The 26,175-nt window shown below is 61.0% G+C and carries 26 protein-coding genes; 1 reads left to right on the top strand and 25 read right to left on the bottom strand.

Going from position 1 to position 26,175, the window contains the following annotated elements; translation table 11 throughout:
• Nucleotides 1-225: 225 nt before the first annotated feature.
• The 3 genes from ABIT12_RS11650 to proS are packed head-to-tail and all read right to left on the bottom strand — an operon-like array spanning nucleotide 226 to nucleotide 3,621.
• Nucleotides 226-912 carry an ABC transporter ATP-binding protein gene (locus tag ABIT12_RS11650; protein WP_348043679.1) on the bottom strand — a complete coding sequence of 229 codons (687 nt, stop codon included), beginning with the start codon at nucleotides 910-912 and terminating at the stop codon, nucleotides 226-228.
• A complete protein-coding gene (locus ABIT12_RS11645; RefSeq protein WP_348043677.1) occupies nucleotides 905-2,275 on the bottom strand; it encodes an ABC transporter permease in 1,371 nt (456 codons plus the stop codon). Before ABIT12_RS11645 ends, ABIT12_RS11650 begins: the two co-directional genes overlap by 8 nt.
• Nucleotides 2,272-3,621 carry a proline--tRNA ligase gene (gene proS, locus ABIT12_RS11640; RefSeq protein WP_348043673.1) on the bottom strand — a complete coding sequence of 450 codons (1,350 nt, stop codon included), beginning with the start codon at nucleotides 3,619-3,621 and terminating at the stop codon, nucleotides 2,272-2,274. Before proS ends, ABIT12_RS11645 begins: the two co-directional genes overlap by 4 nt.
• A 503-nt stretch (nucleotides 3,622-4,124) precedes the next feature.
• On the opposite strand from proS, the gene ABIT12_RS11635 reads away from it, so the two are divergent.
• Nucleotides 4,125-4,418 (top strand): MmcQ/YjbR family DNA-binding protein, encoded by a 294-nt coding sequence (locus tag ABIT12_RS11635; RefSeq protein ID WP_348043671.1) that lies wholly within the window; start codon nucleotides 4,125-4,127, stop codon nucleotides 4,416-4,418.
• Between the two features lie 13 nt (nucleotides 4,419-4,431).
• Here the strand turns inward: ABIT12_RS11635 and ABIT12_RS11630 are convergent, their stop codons facing one another.
• The 22 genes from ABIT12_RS11630 to ABIT12_RS11525 form a co-directional block, all read right to left on the bottom strand.
• Nucleotides 4,432-4,677: a DUF1467 family protein gene (locus ABIT12_RS11630; protein WP_348043669.1), complete on the bottom strand. Its 246-nt coding sequence runs from the start codon at nucleotides 4,675-4,677 to the stop codon at nucleotides 4,432-4,434.
• Between the two features lie 11 nt (nucleotides 4,678-4,688).
• Nucleotides 4,689-6,362 (bottom strand): ribonuclease J, encoded by a 1,674-nt coding sequence (locus ABIT12_RS11625; protein ID WP_348043667.1) that lies wholly within the window; start codon nucleotides 6,360-6,362, stop codon nucleotides 4,689-4,691.
• Nucleotides 6,363-6,445: 83 nt separating this feature from the next.
• Nucleotides 6,446-7,270 (bottom strand): biotin--[acetyl-CoA-carboxylase] ligase, encoded by an 825-nt coding sequence (locus tag ABIT12_RS11620; RefSeq protein WP_348043665.1) that lies wholly within the window; start codon nucleotides 7,268-7,270, stop codon nucleotides 6,446-6,448.
• Nucleotides 7,271-8,716, bottom strand: coding sequence for an NADH-quinone oxidoreductase subunit NuoN (gene nuoN / locus ABIT12_RS11615; RefSeq protein ID WP_348043663.1), 1,446 nt, complete (start codon nucleotides 8,714-8,716; stop codon nucleotides 7,271-7,273).
• A 10-nt stretch (nucleotides 8,717-8,726) separates the two neighbouring features.
• On the bottom strand, nucleotides 8,727-10,235 hold the full coding sequence (locus tag ABIT12_RS11610) for an NADH-quinone oxidoreductase subunit M (protein WP_348043661.1): 1,509 nt from the start codon (nucleotides 10,233-10,235) through the stop codon (nucleotides 8,727-8,729).
• On the bottom strand, nucleotides 10,235-12,292 hold the full coding sequence (gene nuoL, locus ABIT12_RS11605) for an NADH-quinone oxidoreductase subunit L (protein WP_348043659.1): 2,058 nt from the start codon (nucleotides 12,290-12,292) through the stop codon (nucleotides 10,235-10,237). The genes ABIT12_RS11610 and nuoL overlap by 1 nt, the downstream gene beginning before the upstream one ends.
• A 9-nt stretch (nucleotides 12,293-12,301) precedes the next feature.
• Entirely contained in the window at nucleotides 12,302-12,610 is a 309-nt protein-coding gene (gene nuoK, locus ABIT12_RS11600) for an NADH-quinone oxidoreductase subunit NuoK (RefSeq protein WP_348043739.1), read from the bottom strand.
• Between the two features lie 16 nt (nucleotides 12,611-12,626).
• Complete coding sequence (locus tag ABIT12_RS11595; RefSeq protein WP_348043657.1) at nucleotides 12,627-13,235, bottom strand: NADH-quinone oxidoreductase subunit J; 609 nt, start codon at nucleotides 13,233-13,235, stop codon at nucleotides 12,627-12,629.
• Between the two features lie 11 nt (nucleotides 13,236-13,246).
• Nucleotides 13,247-13,735, bottom strand: coding sequence for an NADH-quinone oxidoreductase subunit NuoI (nuoI, locus tag ABIT12_RS11590; protein WP_348043655.1), 489 nt, complete (start codon nucleotides 13,733-13,735; stop codon nucleotides 13,247-13,249).
• A complete protein-coding gene (gene nuoH, locus ABIT12_RS11585) occupies nucleotides 13,735-14,829 on the bottom strand; it encodes an NADH-quinone oxidoreductase subunit NuoH (protein WP_348043653.1) in 1,095 nt (364 codons plus the stop codon). Before nuoH ends, nuoI begins: the two co-directional genes overlap by 1 nt.
• Nucleotides 14,830-14,838: 9 nt before the next feature.
• Nucleotides 14,839-16,944 (bottom strand): NADH-quinone oxidoreductase subunit NuoG, encoded by a 2,106-nt coding sequence (gene nuoG / locus ABIT12_RS11580; RefSeq protein ID WP_348043651.1) that lies wholly within the window; start codon nucleotides 16,942-16,944, stop codon nucleotides 14,839-14,841.
• 15 nt (nucleotides 16,945-16,959) lie between these two features.
• A complete protein-coding gene (locus tag ABIT12_RS11575) occupies nucleotides 16,960-17,232 on the bottom strand; it encodes a hypothetical protein (RefSeq protein WP_348043649.1) in 273 nt (90 codons plus the stop codon).
• A 3-nt stretch (nucleotides 17,233-17,235) separates the two neighbouring features.
• Nucleotides 17,236-18,543 (bottom strand): NADH-quinone oxidoreductase subunit NuoF, encoded by a 1,308-nt coding sequence (gene nuoF, locus ABIT12_RS11570; RefSeq protein WP_348043647.1) that lies wholly within the window; start codon nucleotides 18,541-18,543, stop codon nucleotides 17,236-17,238.
• 9 nt (nucleotides 18,544-18,552) lie between these two features.
• Entirely contained in the window at nucleotides 18,553-19,911 is a 1,359-nt protein-coding gene (gene nuoE, locus ABIT12_RS11565) for an NADH-quinone oxidoreductase subunit NuoE (protein ID WP_348043645.1), read from the bottom strand.
• Nucleotides 19,911-21,104, bottom strand: coding sequence for an NADH-quinone oxidoreductase subunit D (locus tag ABIT12_RS11560; RefSeq protein WP_348043643.1), 1,194 nt, complete (start codon nucleotides 21,102-21,104; stop codon nucleotides 19,911-19,913). The genes nuoE and ABIT12_RS11560 overlap by 1 nt, the downstream gene beginning before the upstream one ends.
• Nucleotides 21,101-21,742 (bottom strand): NADH-quinone oxidoreductase subunit C, encoded by a 642-nt coding sequence (locus ABIT12_RS11555; protein ID WP_348043641.1) that lies wholly within the window; start codon nucleotides 21,740-21,742, stop codon nucleotides 21,101-21,103. The genes ABIT12_RS11560 and ABIT12_RS11555 overlap by 4 nt, the downstream gene beginning before the upstream one ends.
• A gap of 11 nt (nucleotides 21,743-21,753) precedes the next feature.
• A complete protein-coding gene (locus tag ABIT12_RS11550) occupies nucleotides 21,754-22,335 on the bottom strand; it encodes an NADH-quinone oxidoreductase subunit B family protein (protein ID WP_348043639.1) in 582 nt (193 codons plus the stop codon).
• Entirely contained in the window at nucleotides 22,326-22,691 is a 366-nt protein-coding gene (locus tag ABIT12_RS11545) for an NADH-quinone oxidoreductase subunit A (protein ID WP_348043637.1), read from the bottom strand. Before ABIT12_RS11545 ends, ABIT12_RS11550 begins: the two co-directional genes overlap by 10 nt.
• A 707-nt stretch (nucleotides 22,692-23,398) precedes the next feature.
• A complete protein-coding gene (locus ABIT12_RS11540) occupies nucleotides 23,399-23,971 on the bottom strand; it encodes a hypothetical protein (RefSeq protein ID WP_348043635.1) in 573 nt (190 codons plus the stop codon).
• 325 nt (nucleotides 23,972-24,296) lie between these two features.
• Nucleotides 24,297-24,839, bottom strand: coding sequence for a porin family protein (locus ABIT12_RS11535; protein ID WP_348043633.1), 543 nt, complete (start codon nucleotides 24,837-24,839; stop codon nucleotides 24,297-24,299).
• A 235-nt stretch (nucleotides 24,840-25,074) separates the two neighbouring features.
• Complete coding sequence (gene msuE, locus ABIT12_RS11530; protein WP_348043631.1) at nucleotides 25,075-25,686, bottom strand: FMN reductase; 612 nt, start codon at nucleotides 25,684-25,686, stop codon at nucleotides 25,075-25,077.
• Between the two features lie 136 nt (nucleotides 25,687-25,822).
• Nucleotides 25,823-26,175, bottom strand: a 353-nt coding sequence (locus tag ABIT12_RS11525) for a peptide-methionine (S)-S-oxide reductase (RefSeq protein ID WP_348043629.1), incomplete at its 5' end; no start/stop codon positions are given.

Here is a 26,175-nt window from a genome sequence, read left to right as displayed (position 1 = left end):
TCGATCGCCAGAATGTGTCGGTGAGAGGTCCATGCGGCAGCCGAAAGGCCGCGCCGCAGCTGCGCTATTTGGATCATGATGGTCGTCGTCGCCCCCAGATATCCCTCTGGTAGCAAGCGGCATGCCAAGTGATTCGGGGGTGTGAGACCGCGCTTACGGGCGGTTTCGCATTTTGGCAGAGCAAGTTTTGCCGATGACGGCGGAAATTGCCGGTTCAGGCTGCCGTCACAGTGTGTGATCGACCACCAGGCCATCCCGCAGCGTCACGATGCGGTCAGCGCGGCGCGCCAGATCGTGGTTGTGGGTGGCGATGAGGGCGGCGGCGCCCACTTCCTTGATCAGCGTCTTGAGCGCTTCGAACACCAGGTCGCTGGTGGCGGGATCGAGGTTGCCGGTCGGCTCATCGGCCAGGATGACGCGCGGGCGGTTGGCGGCGGCGCGGGCGATGGCGATGCGTTGCTGTTCGCCGCCGGAGAGTTCGGCGGGTCGGTGGGTGGCGCGCGGCGCGACGCCGAGGATTTCCAGCAGTTCCATCGAGCGGACGTCCGCCTGCTTCTGCGACTTGCCGGCGATCAATTGCGGCATGGAGACGTTTTCGAGCGCGGTGAATTCGGGCAGCAGGTGGTGGAACTGATAGACATAGCCCACCGTGCTGCGGCGCAGCTGGGTGCGGCCACGGTCACCGAGCGTGCTGGTGGGAATGCCGGTGATTTCGACTTCGCCGCGCTGCGGGATTTCAAGCAGGCCGCACAGGTGCAGCAGCGTCGACTTGCCGGCTCCCGACGGGGCCACCAGGGCCACCAGTTCGCCGCTGGCCACTGTCAGGTTGGCGGCTTCGAGCACGCGCACCATCTTGTCGCCTTCGCCGTAGTGACGGTGGACGTCGCGCAGAACCAGATGCGGACTATTCATAGCGCAGTGCCTCAACCGGATCGTATTGGGCGGCGCGCCAGGCCGGATAGATGGTGGCAAGGAAGCTCAGGCCCAGCGACAGGGAAATGACCACGGTCACCTCCATCGGATCGATCTTGGACGGCAGCGACGACAGGAAGAACACTTCGGGCGGAAAGATCGCCACACCGAGCGTGTTGGACACCGCCGAGCGCAGCGCTTCGGCATTGGCGGCAACGATCAGGCCAAGCACCAGCCCGGTGCCGGTGCCGATCAGGCCGATGGCGGTGCCGGTCATCGAGAAGATGCGCATGATCGAGCCACGCGTGGCGCCCATGGTGCGGAGCACGGCGATATCGCCGCCCTTGTCCTTCACCAGCATGATCAGGCTGGAAATGATGTTGAACGCCGCCACCACGATGATCATCGAGAGGATGGTGAACATCACCACCCGCTCGACCTGCAGTGCCGAAAAGAAGGTTTCGTTGCGCTGCTGCCAATCGGTCAGGATCAGTGGCCGCGCCTTGGGATCGGCTTGCAGCCGCTGGCGCATGACAGCAGTGTTGTCGGGGTCGTCGATGAAGATTTCCGCGGCCGTGGCGCGATAGACGCGGGTATAGGCGGCGTCGATTTCTGCGTCGGTCGCCAGCGGATCAAGCGGCGGTTGGCCGGGCTTGAGCACGTCGTCGTAGAGCTTGAAATAGTTCTGCGCCAGTTGCAGCGGCATATACATGTAGAAGCTGTCGAACTCGACCATGCCGAGGTTGAAGATCACATCGACCTTGTACGAGCGGAACTGCGGCGTATTGCCGAACGGGGTCTTGGGACCATCCTGGCTGATCAGCGTCACGGAATCGCCGATACCGACGCCCAGGGTTTGCGCCAGCCGATAGCCGATGGCGACGCCCTTGGACTGGTCCCAGCTATCGAAGCCGCCTTGCTCGGCGCTGTGATAGAGCAGATCGAGTTTTTCGAGATTGGCTTCGTCCATGCCGCGCACGGTGACGCCGGTGGATTGGCCGGCGCCGGAGGCCAGCACCTGCCCTTCGGCGTAATAGACCGCAAATTTGACGCCGTTGACCTGCTGCAGGGCGTCGACGGTTTCCTTGTAGTCGGTGAACTTTTGTTCGATCGGGAAAGCGGTGAAGTGACCATTCAGCCCGAGGATTTTGCTGAGCAATTCCTCGCGAAAGCCGTTCATCACCGACATCACCACGATCAGCGTGGCCACGCCGATGGCGACACCGACCATGGTCAGGCTGGCGATCACCGAAATGAACGCCTCCTTGCGGCGCGCCCGCAGGTAGCGGCCGGCGATGATCCATTCAAAGCGCGAGAACGCGCGCGTACCGGTCGTCGGTGCAGCCGCTGCCTGTTCGGTCAAATGTCATTCCGCCTTTGCGGTTCAATCAGGCCCTTGAGCCGCGCGACCGCTGCCGCAATCGGCAGGGTTTCGCGTTCGCCGGTCTGGCGGTGCTTGATTTCGGCCTCGCCGGACTTGAGGCCGCGTGGCCCCAGGATCAGCTGGTAGGGAATGCCGATCAGATCGGCAGTGGTGAACTTGGCGCCGGCGCCCTGATCGCGGTCGTCATAGAGCATGTCGATGCCGGCAGCATTCAATTCGGCATAAAGCGCGCTACACGCAGCGTCGCATTCCGCGTCGCCAGCCTTGAGGTTGATCAGCACCGCCTCGAACGGGGCAACGCTGACTGGCCAGACAATGCCGGAGTCATCGTGGAATGCTTCAATGATGGCGGGCACCAACCGGGTCGGGCCGATGCCGTAAGAGCCCATATGCACGGTAATTTCCTTGCCGTCGGAACCGGTCACGGTTGCCTTCATCGGCTCTGAATACTTGGTCCCGAAGTAGAAAATATGGCCGACTTCGATGCCGCGCGCCGAAACCCGATGTTCCTCGGGTACGGCCGCCTCGTACTCGGCCATATCCACCATTTCTTCGGTGGCGGCATAGAGCGAGGTCCAGTCATCAAAGACCGGCTTCAGATCGCCACGGAAATCGGTATCCCTGGCGGGAATAGGCTTATCGAGCAGGCGACGATCGCAGAACACGGCGCTTTCGCCGGTATCGGCCAGGACGATCCACTCGTGGCTCAGGTCGCCACCAATGGGGCCGGTATCGGCGCGCATCGGAATGGCCGTAAGGCCCATGCGGCGATAGGTGCGCAGGTAAGAGGCGAAGACGCGTTCATAGGCCTTGACCGCATCTTCCTTGCTCAGGTCGAACGAGTAGCCGTCCTTCATCAGGAATTCGCGACTGCGCATGGTGCCGAAGCGGGGACGCACCTCATCACGGAACTTCCACTGGATGTGGTAGAGGTTCAGCGGCAAGTCCTTGTAGGACTTTACGTAAGTGCGGAAAATGTCGGTGATCATTTCCTCATTGGTCGGACCATAGAGGTATTCGCGCTCGTGCCGGTCTTCGATGCGCAGCATTTCCTTGCCATAAGCTTCGTAGCGGCCGCTTTCGCGCCATAGATCGGCCGACTGGATGGTGGGCATCAGCATTTCGATCGCACCGGAGCGGTTCTGCTCCTCCTCGATGATCTTCTGGACCTTCATCAAAACCTTGTAGCCGAGTGGCAACCAGGAATAGAGACCGGCGGCCTGCTGGCGGATCATGCCGGCGCGCAGCATGAGGCGATGCGAGACGATTTCGGCCTCTTTTGGAGTGTCGCGCAGCACCGGCAAAAAGTATTGGGAAAGGCGCATGGCAACTCCGGAAAGGCTTCGACTGTTGGTTTGATTCTTGGCTTTTGTTGATGCCCACTCAAATCGTACTCGTCCACCCGTTGCAAGCATGGATGCCATGCAGATTTTGCGTGACAGGGCCATTTCTTGTGATATGGTCCTCCTCAATAAAACAAAGGCGGCAAAAACCGCCGGACGTCGACAACGTCAAGGGAGGAGCGTTGGCCGCCACCTCGGTGTGCCTAAGACCAACGTATTGTCGAACAAACTCATCCAAGCAGGGCCTAGTGCCCTGCTTTTTTGTTTTTGCTCAATGGCTTAGTGAGAGACCCTGATGTTGCGGGTTAACGCAGTTTACAGCGTCAGTCAGGACGATTTTGCGGCGATTTGGAACGTTCCAGCGCCCAATTTTTGACAGGATCGGGCGTTTCTCGCCAGTTTTGACGGCGATGTAAAAATGCCCCACTCTGTTCAAAAAGAGCCCTGCAGAAATGGTTGATGACCGCGCGTTTCGAAGAGTTGCGATGGCGCTGGCCGACACCGTCGAAGCGCCCCATTTTGACCGCGCCGCCTTTCGGGTGAAGCGGATCTACACCACGCTCGCCGCGGATGGGCTGACGGCAAATTTGAAGCTGTTGCCAGACGAGCAGGAGTTCAAATGCCTGGTTGCGGCAGATGCCTTCGCGCCGGTGCCGAATGCCTGGGGCAAACAGGGCTGGACCACGCTGACGCTGGCCAATGTCGATGAGGCCGAATTGCACGCCGCATTGGAAATGGCGTGGCGCCATGCGCTACCGGCGGAGAAGAAGAGGCGGTAGGCGGACGAACCGCCTACCTGAAATATTCCTGCAGCCAAGGCGCCGATAGCGCCCAAAAGAGCAGCAGCGTCACCACGGCGGCAAGCCCTGTATTGATCAGCATCTTGGGGCCGATGCGGGACAGGGTTGGCGCCCCGGGATCGGTACCCGGGACGACGACGCCGTCCTCGATCTGGCTGCGCACCTTGAACGGCAGCACCATGAACAGGCAGATCCACCAAACGATAAAATAGACTGCGATATAGCTGCCGATAGGCATGATTGGTGTCCCTAAACGCGGTGGACGAAGACGGTGACGTTGGGCTTGCGGCCCCAATAGGCGTTCACTTCGTTGCGGATGGCCTTGAACAGCGCCGAATTCAATACCTCGGTGTCGCTGCGGCGCTTGGGCGGCACGCTTTTCAACACGCCACTGATCGTGGTTTCCAGCAGTTCGTTGAGCGATTCATCCTCGGTTTCCGGCAGGCCTTCGATGACGAAGTCCGGACCCGATACCACCTGGCCGCCGCCATTGACGGCGATAGAGACAACGATGTGGCCACCGAACGACAGCCGGCGACGGCCCTTGACGCCGCTTTCTTCCGGCGTGCAGAGCACGAGGCCATCGAGATACAGCTCGCCGGTGCGCACTTCGCCGGGATGCGACATTGGCTCCGGGAACAGGCGCACCATGTCACCATTGCGGGCCGAGATGACGTTCTCGATGCCTTCGCTGCGGCCGAGCTTGGCATGGGCCTCCAGATGCGCGGCCTCGCCGTGCACAGGCACCAGTACGTTGGGCTTCACCCAGCTATAGAGCCGGCGCAGTTCTTCGCGGCGCGGGTGGCCGGTGACATGGACCAGCGCATCATTCTGCGTGATCACGTCGATGCCGCGATCGATCAGCATGTTCTGGATGTCGATGACTTCGCGCTCATTGCCCGGAATGGCCCAGGACGAAAAGATCATCCGGTCGCCGGCATTGAGATCGATCACCGGATGTTCGCCACGGGCGATGCGGGCGATGGCCGCACGCGGCTCGCCCTGGCTGCCGGTGCAAATCAGCACGATCTTGTTGCGCGGCAGGCTGCGATACATGTCCTGGTCATGCATGATCGGCGCGCCTTCGAGCATGCCCAGTTCGCGGGCAATGCCGGTAATACGGTGCAGCGAGCGGCCCGACAGCACGACCTGGCGGCCGGCCTTTTCAGCGGCGCGGGCAATCGAGATCACCCGGCCAACGTTCGAAGCGAAGGTGGTGACGGCAACACGATGGGGCGCGTCGGCGATCATGGCCGCAAGATTGGCGCCGACTTCGGCCTCGCTCGGGCTTGAGCCGTCCTTCATCGCATTGGTTGAGTCACAAATCAGCGCCAGTGGCGTCGACGTGTCCTCGCCGATCTGCTGCAGGCGCGCGACGTCGGTGGGTGCATTGCCAACCGGGGTCGGGTCGAGCTTCCAGTCGCCGGTGTGCAGCACGCGGCCAATCGGCGTGGTAATCAGCAGACCGTTACTCTCGGGAATCGAGTGGGCAACGTTGATCGCCTCGATGGTGAACGGGCCGACGGTGAACGGCTTGCCCGGGCGCATGATCTTGACGTCGACATTGTCGACAATGCCATCCCCTGCCCGCTTGGCGGCCAGCATGGCGGAGGTGAACGGGGTAGCATAGACCGGCTTGTCGAAGCTGGGCCACAGGTCCAGCACGGCGCCGTAATGGTCTTCGTGGCTGTGGGTGAGGATCAGCGCCAAAACGTCATCGGCGCGCTCCTCCAGAAATTCCGGATTGGCCATGATCAGCTCGATGCCTGGCAGGCTCGGATCGCCGAACGACACGCCGCAATCGACCACGATCCACTTGCGGGTCTTTTCCGGGCCGAAGCCGTAAGCGGCCATGTTCATGCCGATTTCGCCAACGCCGCCGAGCGGTACGAAGACGAGTTCGTCCCTTTGGTTTTTAGCCATGGGTTGTATTAGTCCTTATAAAATGCGCCGGTCCGGGCAATGGGACCTTTCGCCCAGCCTGTCGCGTACGCCGTAATGTGTGGTCAGCTTCGGGCGCTGGCCGTTGCCCCAAAATGGACATCGCCGGCTGTGATGGCGATGCGTTGATCGTTGTCGGCGCGGACGATCAGCCGTCCTGCGTCGTCGATGGTTTCAAAAATGCCGCGCACGATCTCGCCGTTCTGATTGACGGCGACCGGCGCGCCGATACCAGCTGCGGACCGGCGCCAATGGGTCAGAACGTCGGCAATCCCGCGACCATCGGCCCAGATGCCGAACATCTCGACCCAGGCGTCGCTGAGCGCTTCAAATACCTGCTGTGCCGAACGGGGGGTGCCCAACTCGGCCAGACTGGTGGCGGGATACGGCAATCCGGTGGGCGCTGCAACCACATTGACACCAATGCCGACGGCAATTGCGTGACGGCCATCGTCGAGTTTTTGCGCTTCCAGCCCGATGCCGGCCAGTTTGGCACCGTCAGCCAGCACGTCATTGGGCCATTTGAGCGCGATGCGGGCTGGTTTACCATCGGCGCCGTCGATACCGACACGCACCGTGCCCTCGGGCAGGATGGATGACAGCGCCAGGTTCAAGGCAACGCCCGCAACGAAGCCGACCGTTGCAACCGAAGATGGGTCGGCATCGGGAACAATCAAGAGCGTAGCTGCCAGATTGCCTGGTGGGCTGACCCAGACGCGGCCACGACGGCCCCGGCCTGCGGTCTGTTGCGGCGTGACAAACCAGATACCACCTGGGTCGCCGGCAGCGGCTGCCGCCAGCGCTTCTGTATTGGTCGAGCCTATGGCTTCAAAGCTACGCAGGCGATAGCCGGCCGCGCGAGCTTTGGGCCCAAGGGTAAAGCCGGTCACCTAGAACAGGCTTCCCGCGGCTATGTGCGCCACGCTGGCAAGCGGTCCGCCCACGGTGAAGTAGTAGGTGATGACCAGGAAACCCGAAACCGCCATGATGATGGTGAGTTCGTTGGGAACCGCAGCGAACTTGGCCTTGGGCTCATCGAAATACATCGTCTTGACGACGCGCAGGTAATAGAACGCGCTGACCGCCGAGGCGAGCACGCCGATCACCGCCAGCACATAGAGCTGGGCCTGGATAGCAGCGAGGAAGACGTGCCACTTGGCAAAGAACCCCGCCAGCGGCGGCATGCCGATCAGCGAGAACATCAGCACCGCCATGATGGCAGCAACAAACGGACGGGTCTGGGCAACGCCTGCCAGATCGTCGATGTTTTCCACCTGGCCGTCTTCGGTGCGCAGCGACAGCAGGCAGGCGAACAGGCCAACCGTCATGGTCACATAGATCGCCATATAGATGGCCACGCCTTCAACGCCGCCTACGTTGGCAGCCGACAGGCCGACAAGCGCGAAGCCGACATGGCCAATGGACGAATAGGCGATCAGTCGCTTGATCGACTTCTGGCCGATGGCGGCGAACGCGGCGAGCACCATCGAGGCAATCGACAGGAAGATGATGATCTGCTGCCAATCATGGGCGATCGGCGAGAAAGTGTTGGCGGTCAGCCGCACCATCAGCGCCATGGCCGCAACCTTGGGTGCGGTGGCAAAGAAAGCCGTCACCGGGGTCGGAGCACCTTCGTACACGTCGGGCGTCCACATATGGAACGGTACGGCCGAAATCTTGAAGGCGACGCCGGCCAGCAGGAAGACGATGCCGAACACCAGGCCGATGGAACGGCCTTCGGCCGCGATCTGCGCCAGGATGGCCGGCAGATTGGTGGTGCCGGTAAAGCCATAGACCAGCGATGCACCGTAAAGCAGCATGCCGGACGACAGCGCGCCCAGCACGAAATACTTCAGGCCGGCTTCGGTCGCCTTGCTGTCGTCGCGCTTGATCGCGGCGACGACATAGAGCGCCAGGGACTGCAGCTCGACGCCGACGTAGAGGGTCATGAGATCGTTGGCCGAAACCATCATCATCATGCCCAGCGTGGCCAGCAGCGCCAGCACCGCATATTCGAACTTGTGGACGCCGTTTTCCTCGGCATGCGGCAAAGCCAGCATCAGCGAGAAGGCCGAACCGCCCAGCACCAGGGTTTTCATGTAGCGCGAGAAGCCGTCGGCGATGAAGGTGCCAGAGAACAGCACGCCATCAGCGGGCTGCACCAGCACCAGTACGGCAACGGCCAGCAGCAGGACGATGGCCAGATAGTTGACGCTGATCGACTTTTCCTTGTTCAGGACAATGCCGAGCAGCAGCAGGATGACGGCGCCAATCGCGACGGCGATCTCCGGATAGACCGGAGCCAGGCTGGCGAAGGACGTGATTTCGGAACCCATTGGTCCCCTCCTAATGCGCTACGGCGGCTTCGGCAGGCGCGGGTGCGTCCAGCGAAGCTGTGTAATGGGATACGAGCGCATCGACCGAAGCCGCGGTGGCATCGAGAATAGGCGCGGGATAGAAGCCGAACACGATGGTCAGCACGATCAGCGGGTACAAAATGATCTTTTCGCGCAGGTCCAGATCGAGGATGCCCTTGAGGGCTTCCTTGGTCAGTGCGCCAAAGATCACCCGGCGGTAGAGCCAAAGCGCGTAGCACGCCGAGAAGATCACGCCGAAGGCGGCAAAGAACGCCACCCAGGTATTGACCTGGAACACGCCGAGCATGGTCAGGAACTCGCCGACAAAGCCGGACGTGCCGGGAAGCCCGACATTGGCCATGGTGAAGATCATGAAGGCCACGGCGTAATGCGGCATCCGCTCGACCAGGCCGCCATAGGCGGCGATATCGCGGGTGTGCATACGGTCGTAGATCACGCCGACGCAGAGGAACAGCGCACCGGAGACGAAGCCGTGCGAGATCATCTGGAACATCGCACCCTGGATGCCCAGGTTGTTCGCAGCGAAGATGCCCATGGTCACAAAGCCCATATGGGCAACGGACGAATAGGCGATCAGCTTCTTGACGTCGGTCTGCACCAGCGCGATCAGGGAGGTGATAATGATGGCCGCGACCGACAGGGTGAACACGAACGGCGCGAAGTAATGCGACGCATCGGGGAACATCGGCAGCGAGAAGCGCAGGAAGCCGTAGCCGCCCAATTTGAGCAGAATGGCGGCCAGGATCACCGAGCCAGCCGTTGGCGCTTCAACGTGCGCCTCCGGCAACCAGCGGTGGAACGGCCACATCGGCATCTTGACGGCCAGCGAGGCAAAGAACGCCACCCAGAGCCAGCCCTGCATCTGGGCCGGGAATTCATGGGTCAGGAGCTTGGAAATGTCGGTGGTGCCGGCATTCCAATACATGGCCATGATAGCCAGCAGCATCAGCACCGAACCGGTGAAGGTATAAAAGAAGAACTTGTAGCTGGCCTGGATACGGCGCTTGCCGCCCCAGATACCAATGATCAGGAACATCGGCAGCAGCGTGCCTTCGAAGAACACGTAGAACATCGCCAGATCGAGCGTGGTGAACACCCCGATCATCAGTGTTTCCAGGATCAGGAAGACGATCATGTATTCGCGCAGGCGCACTTCGACCGAGCGCCAGCTGGCCAGTACACAGAACGGCATCAGCAGCGCCGAGAGCACCACGAACAGCATCGAGATACCGTCGACGCCGACACGATAGCCGATACTGTCGCCGATCCATGGCACGTTGACCACGAACTGGAAGCCAGCATTGGAGGCGTCGAAGGCGCGCCACATCAGCAGGGACAGCGCGAACACCACCAGCGAGGTCGCCAGGGCGATCCAGCGGATCGCATCGAGCGCCGTCTTGGGCGTCAGCAGCAGGATAACGACCCCGGCCAGCGGCAGATAGGTCAGGAGCGTCAGGATGGAATTGTCGAAGGTCATCAGATCAGTCCCCCGGCCGCGATGGCCCAGGTCAGGAGAGCCGCGATGCCGATCAGCATGGCGAAGGCATAGTGGTAAAGGTAGCCCGACTGCAGCTTGACCACCCATGAGGTGACGTTCTGCACGCGGCGGCCTGCCCCTTCGGTCAGCGTCTGGTCGATGATCTTGTCATCGAACTGCTGCCACAGCTGACGACCGATAAACAGCGCCGGCTTGACGAAGATGAAGTCGTATAGCTCGTCGAAGTACCACTTGTTGAGCAGGAACTTGTAGAGGCCCGGATTGGTATCGGCGAGGCGCTTGGGCATCTGCGGATCGCGGATGTACATGTACCAGGCGGCAACAAAACCCAGGATCATGGCAATGGTCGCCGACCACTTCACCGGCCACGGCACTTCGTGTACCGACTCGATGAATTCCTTGTTGACCACCACGGCACCCTTGAAGAAGTGGTCGATGTGCTCAACGTCGTGGAAGAACATGCCGTAGAAGACCACACCGGCCAGAACGGCGCCGGCAGCCAGCGCATAAAGCGGCACCAGCATGACATTGGGCGATTCATGGGCGTGGTCATAAGCACTGCCGTGATCCGCGTGGTCATGGGCCACGTGATCGTCTGGCTCTTCGGCGGCGTGATCATGCCCGACAGCCGGACGCGGCGTGCCGTGGAAGGTCAGGTGGATCAGGCGCCAGGAGTAGAAGCTGGTGAACAGCGCCGCCACGACCAAAGACCAGAACGCGAACGTCCCGGCATTGCCACCGACGGCGTAGGCAGTTTCGATGATCGAGTCCTTGGAGAAGAACCCGGCAAAACCGAAATCGGTGCCCGGAATGCCGACACCGGTCAGCGCCAAGGTGCCGATAAGCATCATGGCGTAGGTGATCGGGATCTTGTGGCGGAGGCCGCCCATGTTGCGCATGTCCTGCTCGTGGTGCATGGCGTGGATCACCGCGCCGGCGCCCAAAAACAGCAGCGCCTTGAAGAAGGCGTGCGTAAAAAGGTGGAACACGCCCGCCGAATACGCCCCTGCCCCCAAAGCCACGAACATGTAGCCGAGCTGCGAGCAGGTCGAATAGGCGATGACGCGCTTGATGTCGTTCTGCACCAGACCGACGGTGGCGGCAAAGAACGCAGTGATGGCACCGATGACCAAAACGAAGGTCAGCGCGGTCGGCGAGGTTTCAAACAGTGGCGACAGGCGCGCCACCATGAACACCCCGGCGGTGACCATGGTTGCGGCATGGATCAGCGCCGACACCGGGGTCGGGCCTTCCATGGCGTCCGGCAGCCAGGTGTGCAGCAGGAACTGCGCCGACTTGCCCATGGCGCCCATGAACAGCAGCAGGCACACCACGGTCATGGCATCGAGATTCCATGACAGGAAGTGCATGACCGGCATGGCGTCCTTGTTGAGTCCTTCGGCCGCATGGAACGCCCCATCGAAATCAATGTGGCCCAGCACCATGAAGGCAGCAAAGATGCCAAGCGCGAAGCCGAAGTCGCCGACGCGGTTGACGATGAACGCCTTCATCGCCGCCGCGGTAGCCGACGGCTTGGTGTACCAGAAACCGATCAGCAGATAGGACGCGAGGCCCACGCCTTCCCAGCCAAAGAACATCTGCAGGAAGTTGTCGGCAGTCACCAGCATCAGCATGGCGAAGGTGAACAGCGACAGGTAAGCAAAGAAACGCGAGCGATGCGGGTCTTCGTGCATGTAGCCGATGGAATAGACGTGAACCAGGCTCGACACCGTGTTGACCACGACCAGCATGATGGCAGTCAGCGTATCGATGCGCAGCACCCAGCGCAAATCCATGTCACCGACCTGGATCCAGCGGGCGACCGGCACCTTGAGTACCTCGGCATGGCCTTCGGCCACGGCACCCACTAACCCGCTGCCGAATGCGACAGGCAGGAAGACAACCCAGCTCAGCACGGCCGACACGATCAGCAGACCGGTGGTGATGTATTCAGAGTTACGATGGCCGAGGCGGCTGCCGAGCAGGCCAACCACCAGCGCGCCGATCAGGGGCAAAAAAACAATCGCTTGGATCATGGCGAGCCTTTAGCCCTTCATCATGTTGATGTCGTCGACCGCGATGGAGCCGCGGTTACGGTAGAAAATAACCAGAATGGCGAGGCCGATGGCGGCTTCCGCCGCTGCGACCGTCAGGATCAGCAGCGCGAACACCTGGCCCTGCAGATCGTTGAGCGCGGCCGAAAAGGCCACGAAGTTGAGGTTGACCGCTAGAAGGATCAGTTCGATCGACATCAGGATGATGATGACGTTCTTGCGGTTCAAAAAGATGCCGAACACGCCCAGCGTGAACAGGATTGCCGCTACGGTCAGGTAATGACCGAGCCCGATTTCCAAGCCCATGTTCTGTCCCCTACAACCCTTGACCGCTTTTGACTTTGACAACTTTCATCGCATCGGCTGGCTTGCGCGCCGCCTGGCGCACCGGGTCCTGCCGCTTGATGTTGACCTTGTGGCGCAGCGTCAGAACGATGGCGCCGATCATGGCCACCAGCAGCACCGCACCAGCGCCCTGGAACAGGAAGACGTAGCGTGTGTAAATCACCAGGCCCAGCGCCTTGGTATTCTGGACGCCCATGTCGATGGGCAAAGCCGCAGCACCCGTCAGTTGCGGCGCCACCACGAAGCTGCCCGCGACCAGCACCAGTTCAAGCAGCAGGATGACCCCGATGACCACGCCGATCGGCATGTATTGCAGAATGCCCTGCCGCATCGAGCCGAAATCGACATCGAGCATCATGACCACGAACAGGAACAGCACCATGACCGCGCCGACATAGACCACGATCAGCAGCAGCGCCAGGAACTCCGCCCCCGCCAGCAGGAACAGGCCCGAGGCGTTGAGGAATACCAGGATCAGGAACAACACCGAATGGACCGGGTTGCGCGAGGAAATGACCATCAGCGCCGAGATTACGGCGATGGTCGAGAACACGTAGAAGAAGAACTGCGGAAGGCTCATCGTCTTCCCTCTCAGCGATACGGAGCGTCGGCGGACAGGTTGTGCGCAATTTCGCGCTCCCACCGGTCGCCGTTCGCCAAGAGCCGCTCTTTGGAAAAGTAGAGCTCTTCGCGGGTTTCTGTTGCAAATTCGAAGTTCGGGCCTTCGACGATGGCATCCACCGGGCAGGCTTCCTGGCAGAAGCCGCAATAGATGCACTTCACCATGTCGATGTCGTAGCGCACGGTGCGGCGGGTGCCGTCGTTCTGACGCGGGCCAGCTTCGATGGTGATGGCCTGGGCCGGGCAGATCGCTTCACACAGCTTGCAGGCGATGCAGCGCTCTTCCCCGTTGGGATAACGGCGCAGCGCATGTTCGCCGCGGAAGCGCGGGCTGACATGGCCCTTTTCGAAGGGGTAGTTGATCGTCGGCTTGGGCTTGAAGAAATACTTCATCGCCAGGAAAAACGTCGAAACGAATTCCCGCAGCAGCAGCGAATTGAGAAAGCGGACGGCTCCCATCAGGCAACCCCTCCATGCCAGCCCCAGCCCGTGAGCTGAAGAATGAAAGCGACGACGATGACCGAAAACAGCGACAGCGGCAGGAACACTTTCCAGCCCAGACGCATCAACTGGTCATAGCGATAACGGGGTACGAAGGCCTTGACCATGGCGATCATGAAGAACACGAACGAGGTCTTGCCGATGAACCAGATAGCGCCCGGAATCCAGGTGAAGGGCGGTATATCGAGCGGCGACGCCCAGCCACCCAGGAACAGGATGGTGGTCAGCGCGCACATCATGATGATCGAGATATACTCGCCCAGCATGAACAGCAGGTATGGCGTCGACGAGTATTCCACCATGAAGCCGGCCACGAGTTCGGATTCCGCCTCGGGCAGATCGAATGGCGGACGGTTGGTTTCCGCCAGGGCCGAGATGAAGAACACCACGAACATCGGGAACAGCGGAATGAAGAACCAGTTGAGGAACGTCAGTTGTGGCAGGCCGATCAGGTGGGCGAGGCCCATTTCCTTCTGCGCCACCACGATGTCGGTCAGGTTCAGCGAACCGACGCAGAGCAGCACGGTGATAATGACGAGGCCGATGGAGACTTCATAGGACACCATTTGCGCCGCCGACCGGAGCGAACCGAGGAACGGATACTTCGAGTTCGAGGCCCAGCCGCCCATGATGATGCCATAGACACCCAGTGAGGAGATCGCCAGCAGGTAAAGGATGCCGACATTCATGTCGGACAGCGCCCAGCCCTGGTCGATCGGCACCACCACCCAGGCGGCAAGCGCCAGCATGGCCAAAACGAAGGGGGCGAGCAGGAACACCACCTTGTCGGAGCCAGCAGGGATCACCGGCTCCTTGAGCACGAACTTGAGCAGGTCGGCGAACGACTGCAAAAGGCCAAACGGACCAACGACGTTGGGTCCGCGACGGATCTGCACTGCGGCCCAGATCTTGCGGTCGGCGAGCAGGATATAAGCGGTAAAGATCAGCAGCGCGACGAGCAGCAGCAGAACCTTATAGACAAAGCCAATCTGCGTGCCGCCGAGGCCGGGGACACCAAGCAGGTAATCGAGCGCTTGAAGAATGAAGTCCATAACGCTCCCCTACTCCGCTGCCTGCCGCACGCCGGCGGCAATAGCGGCGCATTCGCCCATAGTGGCCGAGGCCCGCGCAATCGGATTGCTCAGGTAGAAATCGGCAACCGGCAGGTTGAATTTGGCTGACTTGGTCTTGACTGCGGCCTTGCCCAGCTTGGCGACATCGGCAACCGATCCGGCAGCGATGGTGTCGATGCGGGCAAGGTGTGGATACTGAGCGTATATAGCGGCGCGCAACTGGTTCAGCGAATTGAACGGCAGCGGCTTGCCCATCACGCCGGACAGGGCGCGGATGATGGCCCAGTCTTCCTTGGCTTCGCCCGGCGCGAACACCGCGCGGGTGGTCATCTGCACGCGGCCCTCGGTATTGATATAGGTGGCCGACTTTTCGGTGTAGGTCGCCGCCGGCAGGATGACGTCGGCGCGGTGGGCGCCCTTGTCACCATGAGTGCCGATATAGACCACCAGTGCCTTGCCCATCGCCGTCATATCGTATTCGTCGGCGCCGAGCAGGAACAGCACGTCGAGTTCGCCCTTGCCGGCCAGACCGATCTGGTCGGCCGAGCAGACACCACCATCATGGGGCACGAAGCCGATGTCGATGCCGCCGACGCGGCTGGCGGCGTTGTGCAGCAGCGCAAAACCGTTCCAGCCTTCGGCGACATTGGCGCCGGAGGCAAGCTTGGCAGCCAGCGCGATGGTGTCGCGGCCGATCTGCTTGCTGCCGGCAGCGCCATGCGAGACAGCGCCTTCGCCAACGATGACCAGCGGGTTCTTGGCATTGGCCAGCGTCTCGGCAAATTCGCCCCTGCCCGCAGCCAGATCGGCCAGGGTTTCGAAGCCTTCGCCGAGATAGGCGTAATTATAGGTCAGGTCAGCGCGTTCGCCGATCACGGCAATCGGCAGGCCCTTGGCGCGCCAGGTCTTGCGGATGCGGGCATTGATCAGCGCCGCTTCCTTGCGCGGATTGGTGCCGATGATCAGGATGGCGTCGGCCTGTTCGATCCCGGCAATGGTGGGATTGAAGATATAGGCCGAACGCGGCATCGACGGATCGATCCCCGACATGGCCGGACGAACGTCGGTCATGCCCGAGCCGATCGAGGCCAGCAGCGCCTTGAGCGCGAACATTTCCTCGACGCCGGCCAGATCGCCAGCGATGGCGCCGACCTTGCTGCCGGCCTTCTTGATGGCGGCGGCGACGGTCGACAGCGCCTCGTCCCAGCTGGCGGGCTTGAGCTTGCCGCCCTTGCGGACATAGGGGCGATCAAGACGCTGGTTCTTGAGACCGTCCCAGATGAAGCGGGTCTTGTCGGAAATCCATTCCTCGTTGATCGCTTCGTTGACGCGCGGCAGCACGCGCATCACTTCACGACCACGGCTATCGACGCGAATGTTGGAACCAACGGCATCCATCACGTCGATGGACTCGGTCTTGTTCAGTTCCCACGGACGGGCTTGGAAGGCATAAGGCTTGGAGGTCAGTGCGCCAACCGGGCACAGATCGATGACGTTGCCCTGCAGCTCGCTGGTCAGCGCCTTTTCGAGATAGGTGGTGATCTCGGCGTCTTCGCCGCGACCGAGCAGGCCCATTTCGGCAATGCCGGCGACTTCGGTGGTGAAGCGGACGCAACGCGTGCAATGGATGCAGCGGTTCATCGAGGTCTTGACCAGCGGGCCAATGTATTTGTCTTCGACGGCGCGCTTGTTTTCGGCAAAGCGGTTCTTGTCCACGCCATAGGCCATGGCCTGGTCTTGCAGATCGCATTCGCCGCCCTGATCGCAGATCGGGCAATCGAGCGGATGGTTGATCAGCAGGAATTCCATCACGCCTTCGCGGGCCTTCTTGACCATCGGCGTGTTGGTGAACATTTCTGGCGGTTCGCCGTTCGGGCCCGGACGCAAGTCCTTGACGCCCATGGCGCAGGACGCCTGCGGCTTGGGTGGGCCACCTTTGACTTCGACCAGGCACATGCGGCAATTGCCGGCGACCGACAGACGCTCATGATAGCAGAAACGCGGGATTTCCGCGCCTGCGGCTTCCGCCGCCTGCATCAGCGTGTAGTAATCGGGGACCTCGACGAGTTTCCCGTCGACCTTGATATTTGCCATGGTCTCTGCCGCTACCTAAAACAAGTTCAACACTGCCAACACCCCATGCAGGATGTAGCCGGGCACCCGAAGATAGCCCGAAAATTTATCCTTGCCCCAGATCGACCAAGCGGAACCGCCCAGGCCAATCACGGCAAATAAAGCCAACCCAATCCCGCCGCCGGCAATACCCGCCACCAGAAGGCCGACGCCGACCCAGAATACTGTCGCCGTTGCACGGACAATGATCATGTCCGTCTTGGTGTAGGCGCTATCTGTTTTGGCTGGAGCGGTTTCGGGTTGCGCCATCGCCTACTCCGCCGCAATCGACGGCACGGCGCCATCGGACGTCGAGGAATAGGTATACTGATCGATGCGCTCTTCGATGACGTGACGGAAGTTACGGATCAGGCCCTGGATCGGCCAGGCAGCAGCATCGCCGAGCGCACAGATAGTGTGGCCTTCGATCTGCTTGGTCACTTCGAACAGCATGTCGATTTCGCGCTTCTGGGCGCGACCTTCGACCATGCGTTCCATGACGCGCATCATCCAGCCGGTGCCTTCACGGCACGGCGTACACTGGCCGCAGCTTTCGTGCTTGTAGAAAGCCGAGAGGCGCCAGATGGCCTTGATGATGTCGGTCTGCTTGTCCATGACGATCACGGCAGCAGTGCCGAGGGACGACCCCACTTCACGCAGACCGTCAAAATCCATTACCGCGTTGCGGATCTTGTGGCCCGGCACGCACGGCACCGAAGCGCCGCCGGGGATCACGGCCAGCAGGTTATCCCAGCCGCCACGGATACCGCCGCAATGCTTTTCGATGATCTCTTCGAAGGTGACGCCCATGGCTTCTTCGAAGGTCGCCGGCTTGTTCACATGGCCCGACACGCACATCAGCTTGGTGCCGGTATTGTTGGCGCGGCCGATGGAGGCAAACCAGGCACCGGAGCGGCGCAGAATTTCGGGGACGACGGCAATCGATTCCACGTTGTTTACGGTGGTCGGGTTGCCATAGACGCCCATGCCGGCCGGGAATGGCGGCTTGAGGCGCGGCTGGCCCTTCTTGCCTTCCAGCGATTCCATCAATGCGGTTTCTTCGCCGCAGATATAGGCACCGGCGCCGTGGTGGACGATGATGTCCAGGTCCCAGCCGTGGATATTGTCCTTGCCGATCAGCTTGGCGTCATAGGCTTCCTGAACGGCGTGTTCGAGGTGCTGGCGTTCGCGGATGAATTCGCCGCGCACATAGATGAAGGCCAGGTGCGCATCCATGGCGCGGGCGGCCAGCAGGCAGCCTTCGACCAGATGGTGCGGATCGTGGCGCAGGATATCGCGGTCCTTGCAGGTGCCAGGCTCGGATTCGTCGGCATTGACCAGCAGGTAATGCGGGCGACCGTCATTGACCTTGGGCATGAAGGTCCATTTCAGCGCGGTCGGGAAACCGGCGCCGCCACGGCCACGCAGGCCCGAGGCCTTGACTTCATTGGTGATCCAGTCACGGCCGGAATCCATGAATTCCCTGGTGCCAACCCAGGCGCCGCGTTCGCGCGCGCCAGCCAGCGTCCAGTCGTGCTGGCCGTAGAGATTGGTGAAAATGCGGTCTTTATCAGCGAGCATCGTTCACTCCTACCGCGGCTTCTTGCCGAAGACGCGGACATATTCGGCCTCGCCACCGCGCGCCAGCGCGTCGGCCTGTGCCAGCCAGTTGTCGCGGGCGATCCGGCCCTTGAATCCCAGGCTGCTTTCAACGGCAACAATATTTTCAGGGGTCAGGGCGGCGACTTGCAGCCACTTGGTGATGCCAAGGCTGTTCATCCGCGCTTCGAGCGCCGGGCCGACGCCGGAGATCAGCTTGAGATCATCCGCCGGACCCTCGGGAGCCGGGAACAGCGAAGCAGCACCACCCTTTTCAGCCACCGGATTAACTTCCGTAGGTGAAGCCTTAGGGGCGATAATCGGTGCCGCGGTGGCAGTGCCGCCGGCGATGGCGCCATCGGCTGGCGCGGAACGCACCTTCTTGCCGGGGGCCTTGCCGCCGTCAATCTTGCCGGCGGGCGACTCGGCGCCGACCGCGGTTTCGCGCATCGCCTTGTTGGGTTTGCCATTGGCATTGGCGGCAGCGTTGGCGGCGAGACGTTCGCTATCGGCCTTGGCACTGGACACCTTGGCAGCAGCGGGCGTGCCCTTGAGCGCGGGGGCCGATTCTTCGGTCACGTCGCGTGGCTTGGCAGCGCTGGTTGCGGCCTGTGCGGTTACTGGCGCGGCAGCTGGCGGCGGCGTCACCGACGGTGCTGCAGGAGCAGCTGCAGCAGGCGCAGCACCTGGCGGAGCCGGAGGTGGTGCGGGCGGAATGAACTTTTCGCGGGTGGCTGTCGGCTTGATCAGCAGCGTGGTCTGGCCCTGTTCGGCAGCCGAGGTCACGCGGTCGATCTGGGTGCCGGTCTTGACTGCGTCGCCGCGCCCTGAACGAAACTCTTCGACGATTTCCTCGAACCGCTCCGCGGTCAGGTCTTCATAGGTATCGTGATAGATCGCAACCATTGGCGCGTTCACACAGGTGCCCATGCACTCGACTTCTTCCCAGCTCAAAGTGCCATCGGCACTGAGGTGGTGCGGGTCGCGGTGGATCTTGGATTTGCAGACGTCGATCAGCGCTTCAGCGCCGCGCAACATGCAGGGCGTCGTGCCACAGACCTGGATATGGGCCTTGGAGCCAACCGGCTGCAGCTGGAACTGGGTATAGAACGTCGCCACTTCCAGCACGCGGATATAGGCCATACCGAGCATGTCGGCGATGGTTTCGATCGTGGCGCGGCTAATCCAGCCGTCCTGATCCTGAGCACGCATCAGCAGGGGGATAACAGCCGACTGCTGGCGTCCAGCCGGATACAGGCCGATCTTCCATTCCGCCCACTTGGCGTTGTCATTGCTAAAGGCGAAGGAAGCCGGCTGAACCGAATCTTCCGCTAGGCGACGCGCAACCATCAGCGATCAACCTCTCCGAACACGATATCAAGTGAGCCAAGGATGGCCGCAACGTCAGCCAGCATGTGGCCGCGACAGAGGAAATCCATGGCTTGCAAATGGGCAAAGCCCGGCGCGCGAATCTTGCAGCGATACGGCTTGTTGGTGCCGTCGGAAACCACATAGACCCCGAATTCGCCCTTGGGGGCTTCCACGGCGGCGTACACTTCGCCGGCCGGAACCTTGTAGCCCTCGGTGTAAAGCTTGAAGTGATGGATCAGCGCTTCCATCGACTGCTTCATCTCGCTCCGTTTGGGCGGAACCACCTTGCCGTCGGTCGAGGCCACGGGACCCTTGCCTTCGGGCTTGTTCAGCTTGTCGATGCATTGCTGCATGATGCGCACCGACTGCCGCATTTCTTCCATGCGGATCAGGTAGCGATCGTAGCAATCGCCATTGGTGCCGACCGGAATGTCGAATTCCATATCGGCATAGCAATCGTAAGGCTGGCTCTTGCGCAGATCCCAGGCAGCGCCCGAACCACGCACCATGACGCCCGAAAAACCCCAGGCCCAGGCCTGGTCCAGCGTCACGACGCCGATATCGACATTGCGCTGCTTGAAGATGCGGCCTTCGGTAATCAGGCCATCAATATCCTTGAGGGCCTGCGGGAAGCTCTTGCAGAAGCCGTCAATGTCATCGACCAGATCCTGCGGCAGATCCTGATGCACGCCACCGGGCCGGAAATAGGCGGCATGCATGCGGGCACCCGAAGCGCGCTCATAATAGCCCATCAGAATTTCGCGCTGCTCGTAACCCCACAGCGGCGGGGTCAGCGCGCCAACGTCCATGGCCTGCGAGGTGACGTTGAGCAGATGCGACAGCAGGCGGCCGATTTCGGCATAGAGCACGCGGATCAACTGGCCGCGCATCGGCACGGTGATGCCAAGCAGCCGCTCGACGCCCAGGGCAAAAGCATGCTCCTGGTTCATCGGCGCCACGTAATCGAGGCGATTGAAATACGGCACGGCCTGCAGATAGGTCTTCTGCTCGATCAGCTTTTCCGTGCCGCGATGCAGCAGGCCGATATGGGGATCGACGCGATCGACGATTTCACCATCCAGCTCCAGCACCAGGCGCAAAACACCATGCGCAGAAGGGTGCTGCGGGCCAAAGTTAATGTTGAACGTGCGGACGTCAGCTTCGGTACTCATTGCTTGGCCTTCTCGTCGCCGGGCAGCACGTAATCCGTACCCTCCCAAGGTGACAGATAGTCAAAGGAGCGGAATTCCTGCGCCAGTTTCACCGGCTCATAGACCACGCGCTTGCGTTCTTCGTCGTAGCGGGTTTCAACAAACCCGGTGAGCGGGAAGTCCTTGCGCAGCGGATGGCCGTCAAAGCCATAATCCGACAGGATGCGGCGCAGATCGGGGTGTCCCGAGAACAGGATGCCGTAGAGGTCATAGGCTTCGCGTTCGAACCATTCGGCGCCAACAAACACGCCGGTAATACTGGGTACCGGTACGGTGTCGTCAGCAGCCAGCTTGATGCGGATACGGGTATTCTTGTGCGGGCTGAGGAAGTGATAGACCACCTCGAAACGCTCATCGCGCTCCGGGAAATCGACGCCGCAAATGTCGACAAAGCTGATGAACCGGCACTGCGCATCGTCGCGCAGGAAGGTCGCCACATCCACGATCGACTCGCGGGTGACGGTCAGCGTCAATTCGCCGAAGCTGAGCTGCTGGCCAAGCACCACATCGCCGAGCGCGGTGGCGATATGATCGCCAAGCGCTACGAGCGGATGCACGGGAGTCTCCGGCAAGGGATCGACCTGGGGTTCGTCTGCCATGGTCCGCAGTCCTAACGTTCGATGGTGCCGGTGCGCCTGATCTTCTTTTGCAGAAGCAGCACACCATAAAGCAGAGCTTCCGCCGTTGGCGGGCAGCCAGGCACATAGATATCGACGGGCACGATCCGATCGCAGCCGCGCACCACCGAATAGGAATAGTGATAGTAGCCGCCGCCATTGGCGCAGCTGCCCATCGAGATGACGTAGCGCGGCTCCGGCATCTGGTCGTAAACCTTGCGCAGCGCCGGGGCCATCTTGTTGGTCAAGGTGCCTGCCACGATCATCACGTCCGACTGGCGTGGTGAGGCGCGCGGGGCAAAACCGAAGCGTTCCGCGTCATAGCGCGGCATCGACATCTGGATCATCTCGACGGCGCAGCAGGCCAGGCCAAAGGTCATCCACATCAGCGAGCCAGTACGGGCCCAGTTGATCAGATCGTCGGTGGCGGTGACGAGGAAGCCCTTGTCGGCCAGTTCGTCATTGATGTCGGTGAAAAACGGGTCGTCCGATCCGAAAGGCTTATTGGTACGCGGATCCAGAATGCCCTTGGGCTGCGGTGCGACCAGCGTGCCGGTGTTCTCGCTCAATCCCATTCCAGGGCTCCTTTGCTCCACTCGTAGATAAACCCGACGGTTAGAACGCCGAGGAAGATGATCATCGACCAGAAGCCGAACCAGCCGACATCCTTGAAGGCCACGGCCCAGGGAAACAGGAAGGCCACTTCCAGATCGAAGATAATGAACAGGATCGACACCAGGTAAAACCGCACGTCGAACTTCATGCGCGCGTCGTCGAATGCGTCAAAGCCGCATTCGTAGGCCGAGACCTTTTCCGGGTCCGGGTTCTTCACCGCCAGAACGAATGGCGCGACGAGCAGAGCCAGAGAAATCACACCCGCGAGGGCAAGGAAGATGACAATCGGCAGATAGTCGCTGAGCAAATCAGTCATGCGGCAGCCTGTGTGTTCTAGCCGGTCTGGCGACCGGGCACGTGAGTGACGCGAGCAATTTGGGCAAGCGTACCGACGCGGTAACGGATGGCTAGGGCTTAGACCTTCCCCAAGCCCGTTTCAAGGGAAAGAAAATATGAACCGAAACATCATGTTTCTTGGCATTTTGAGCGTGGCAATTTATTCCAAAATGCTGCCCAACCGCCTGCTTCTGCGCGACTAAATTCCCGGAATAGCGCAAGCCGACGCAAAACCGCAAACCTCGCTGTGGGGCAAAATTACCGGCTAAACGGCCAGGATGAACCGCAAGGCCCAAAACCAAAAAGGCCCCGCCGGAGCGAAGCCATTTATCGTGTCAACCTTGGACCAATCGCGATGCGATTCGTCAGTCTCAGGCAAAACCAAACTTGCCATGATCGACTAGAGTCGGCACCACCGAGGCCAAAGCTCGCCGGGGTGCCGAACGTAACCGCATAACTTCAGCTGTATCTTCGCTGCCTTGGGAAGCGGCGATGCTGGAGGCGCCTGCAACGGGTGCTTCCGGACAGGTCGATCGAGCACAAAATAGAAAAGGCCCCGCCATGGCGGAGCCTTTTGTCGCTAAACAACATCGGCGAACCGCTTTGCGATTCGCCGACTGGTGTTTGCAAGACATCTTGGTCTTGGCTCAGGCGAGGTCGCCGGAACCAGATTTGCAGTGTCGCAAATTAGAAGTGGTAGAACACGCCGACGGTTGCCTTGGCGGATTCGAAGAAGTTGTCGGCAGCGCCGTCAAAATCACCGAGGCCGAGGACTTCACCACGAACCGAAACGTTGTCGGTGACGGCAACGTCAACGCCAGCGCCCAGAGCATAGACGCCGGTCGAAACGCCAGCAGTGCTCGAACCGCCAACGCCGCCTGCTGCGTAAACCAGAACGTTGTCAGTTGCGACAACGCCAACGTGAGCCAGCGCGAGGAACAGACCGGAGTCCTTGCCCGAACCGAACACGTAGTCACCCTGCAGTTCCAGGCCAACGACGACCGGAGCAGCAACGGTGAAGTTCACACCGACGACGCCGCCGATGACGCCCTGGGTCGAACCAGCAGCCAGACCAGCAACAGCTGGGGTACCGTTGAATACGCCGCCAGCTTCAACACCAGCGTAGAGGCCATCCCACGAGAAGCCCGAGGCTTCAACGATTGGCTGCGGGGTGGTCGGGATCATCAGGTCGGCTGCATAAGCACCCGAAGCCATCAGTGCTGCGGCGACAACGCCGAGCGAGAGAGAACGTACAAACATATCTTGCACTCCATAGAATTAGCCGTAGTCGAGACGTTAAATGACTCACCCGCGGGGGCGTGACAACCCCACAATAGATCAAATTGGTCAGCGCGGATAATGTTCGATGACCATTTGGGGGCAGGTGTTGCGTGAAAGGGACTAATTAGGCCCAATTTGAGACACATTTTACCAATTTGCAAGCGGGGCATCCCTGCCCTGCGGCGACGGGATGCCGCATTTGTGTTCGGTTGTGGACGCTTGAAATTCAGACTCAGGCAGCAACTTACAAACGCCAAGGGCTCCGCCTTGGCGGAGCCCTTGTTAAAGCAGAATCACGAGCGGATCAGAAGTGATAATTTGCGCCTACGGTAAACTGATCCTTCTGATTGCCCCCGGTGATCGGGAAGCCATGCAGGTATTGCGCCCGCACTGAGACAGCATCCGTCACCGCAAGCTCGACACCGCCACCAAGCAGGAAATCGCTCTCTGCCGGCACACCAAGATCGATGCCATAACCAGCAGCGCCATAAGCGACCACATCGTCAGTAACGATCAGCCCGGCCCGGCCCAGGATTTGACCATAGCTGGTATTGCCAACGCCACCGGTCAGGCCGTGAACGGCCACTTCAGCGCCCAGCAGGTAGAAATCGAATGTGGTGTTGACACCAGCGTCCACACCCAACCCATACTGCTGTCCGCCAACAGGGCTGCCCTGCAAGCCGCCATAAACGCCGGCGTAAAAGCCATTCCAATCGAACCCGGCCGGTTCGGCGACAGGCATCTCGACGGGCGTGGATGTCGGCACGGTGATGATATCGGCGGCAAAAGCGCCGGTGGTGGCAGAGGCCGCCAGCGCGGCGATCGCGAAAGTCTTGAACATGCGCATCGCTGTTCTCCTGGTTCGGACTGTCCTCACGGAGCAACGTAGCGAGACCCGCAAATGTTCCGTCCGTGCTGTTCCGGCGACCTCTGGCTAAAATTGCGGAATTGAAACCGCAGCCAAAACGCCGGTCGATCCAGATTTGCCGAGGGATGCGGGCAAAGTTGGTCTGTCAGCCGGCCAAAACAAGGCACGCCCCGAGCGTGGCCCATCTGCAACAGAAGGGGGTTGGGCGCCGGCTTCAGCCCTTGATCGGCACGACCCTGGCGGCCACGCCTTCGCTTCGATGGTCGCGGGCAAGCGAGGCGACGCCCGAATCGACCAGTGCCGCGCATTGGGTCGCCGCCAGTTCGATGCGCGCCAGCAGGTCAGGCTCTGCCGGCTGGCCATCTTCGAAACTGGCGTCATCGGCATAGATCGCCGTCGGGATGGTCAGGGCCGAGAAAAAGCCGAACAATGGCCGCATCTGGTGCTCGACCACCAGCGCATGGCGCTGGCCACCGCCGCTGGCCGACAGGATCACCGGCCGCCCGGTCAGGGCCTGCATGTCGATGAAATCGAAGGCATGCTTGAACAGGCCGGTATAGGAGCCCTTGTAGACCGGGCTGGTCACCACCAGGATATCGGCCTGCTCGATGGCCTCGATCACGGCCAGCGCCTGACGGTCCAACTGGCTGCGCAGATAGGCCGCGCCCAGGCCGGGGCCGGCATCGACGATATCGAGATGGGTCACATCGGCGTCGAGGTGAGACTGCACGCGGCGCGCGATCAGTTCAGCCAAATTCCACGATCTGGACGGGCGATGGGTGTTGCCGCTGAAGGCCAGGATATTCAGCCGGGCCGATGCCGCCATCTCAGATCAACTCCATGCGCGGGCCAAACCGCCCTGCCCCTGCATAATATATGTGGCGCGCTGCGCCAACCAGACAAACCGAACCCGGCCGCGCGATCCACGCAGCCGGGTTCGGGTATTCAATCGCGATCGGTGCCTAGAGCTGGCCAACCAGAACCGGGGTATCCGCGTATTCCTTGGGGAACAGCGCCTTGAGGTTCTCGACCTTGGGAATATCGTTGTAGGCAATGTAGGGATAGGTCGGGTTCAGGGTCAAAAAGTCCTGGTGGTACTGTTCGGCCGGGTAAAACGCCTTGCCGGTTTCAATCGTGGTGACGATTGGTCCGGGGAAGATGTTGGCGGCAGCGAGCTGGTCGATATAGGCCTTGGCGACCTTGGCCTGCTCGTCATTGCTGGCAAAGACGGTCGAGCGGTACTGGGTGCCGTGATCCGGACCCTGATAGTTCAGCTGGGTGGGGTTGTGCGCCACCGAGAAATACACCTGCAGCA

Origin of the sequence: Devosia sp. (assembly GCF_039927955.1) — a bacterium.
Lineage (GTDB): Bacteria > Pseudomonadota > Alphaproteobacteria > Rhizobiales > Devosiaceae > Devosia.
The sequence above is the reverse complement of the archived record's forward strand: the minus strand, read 5'-3'. Positions and strand labels throughout refer to the sequence as shown.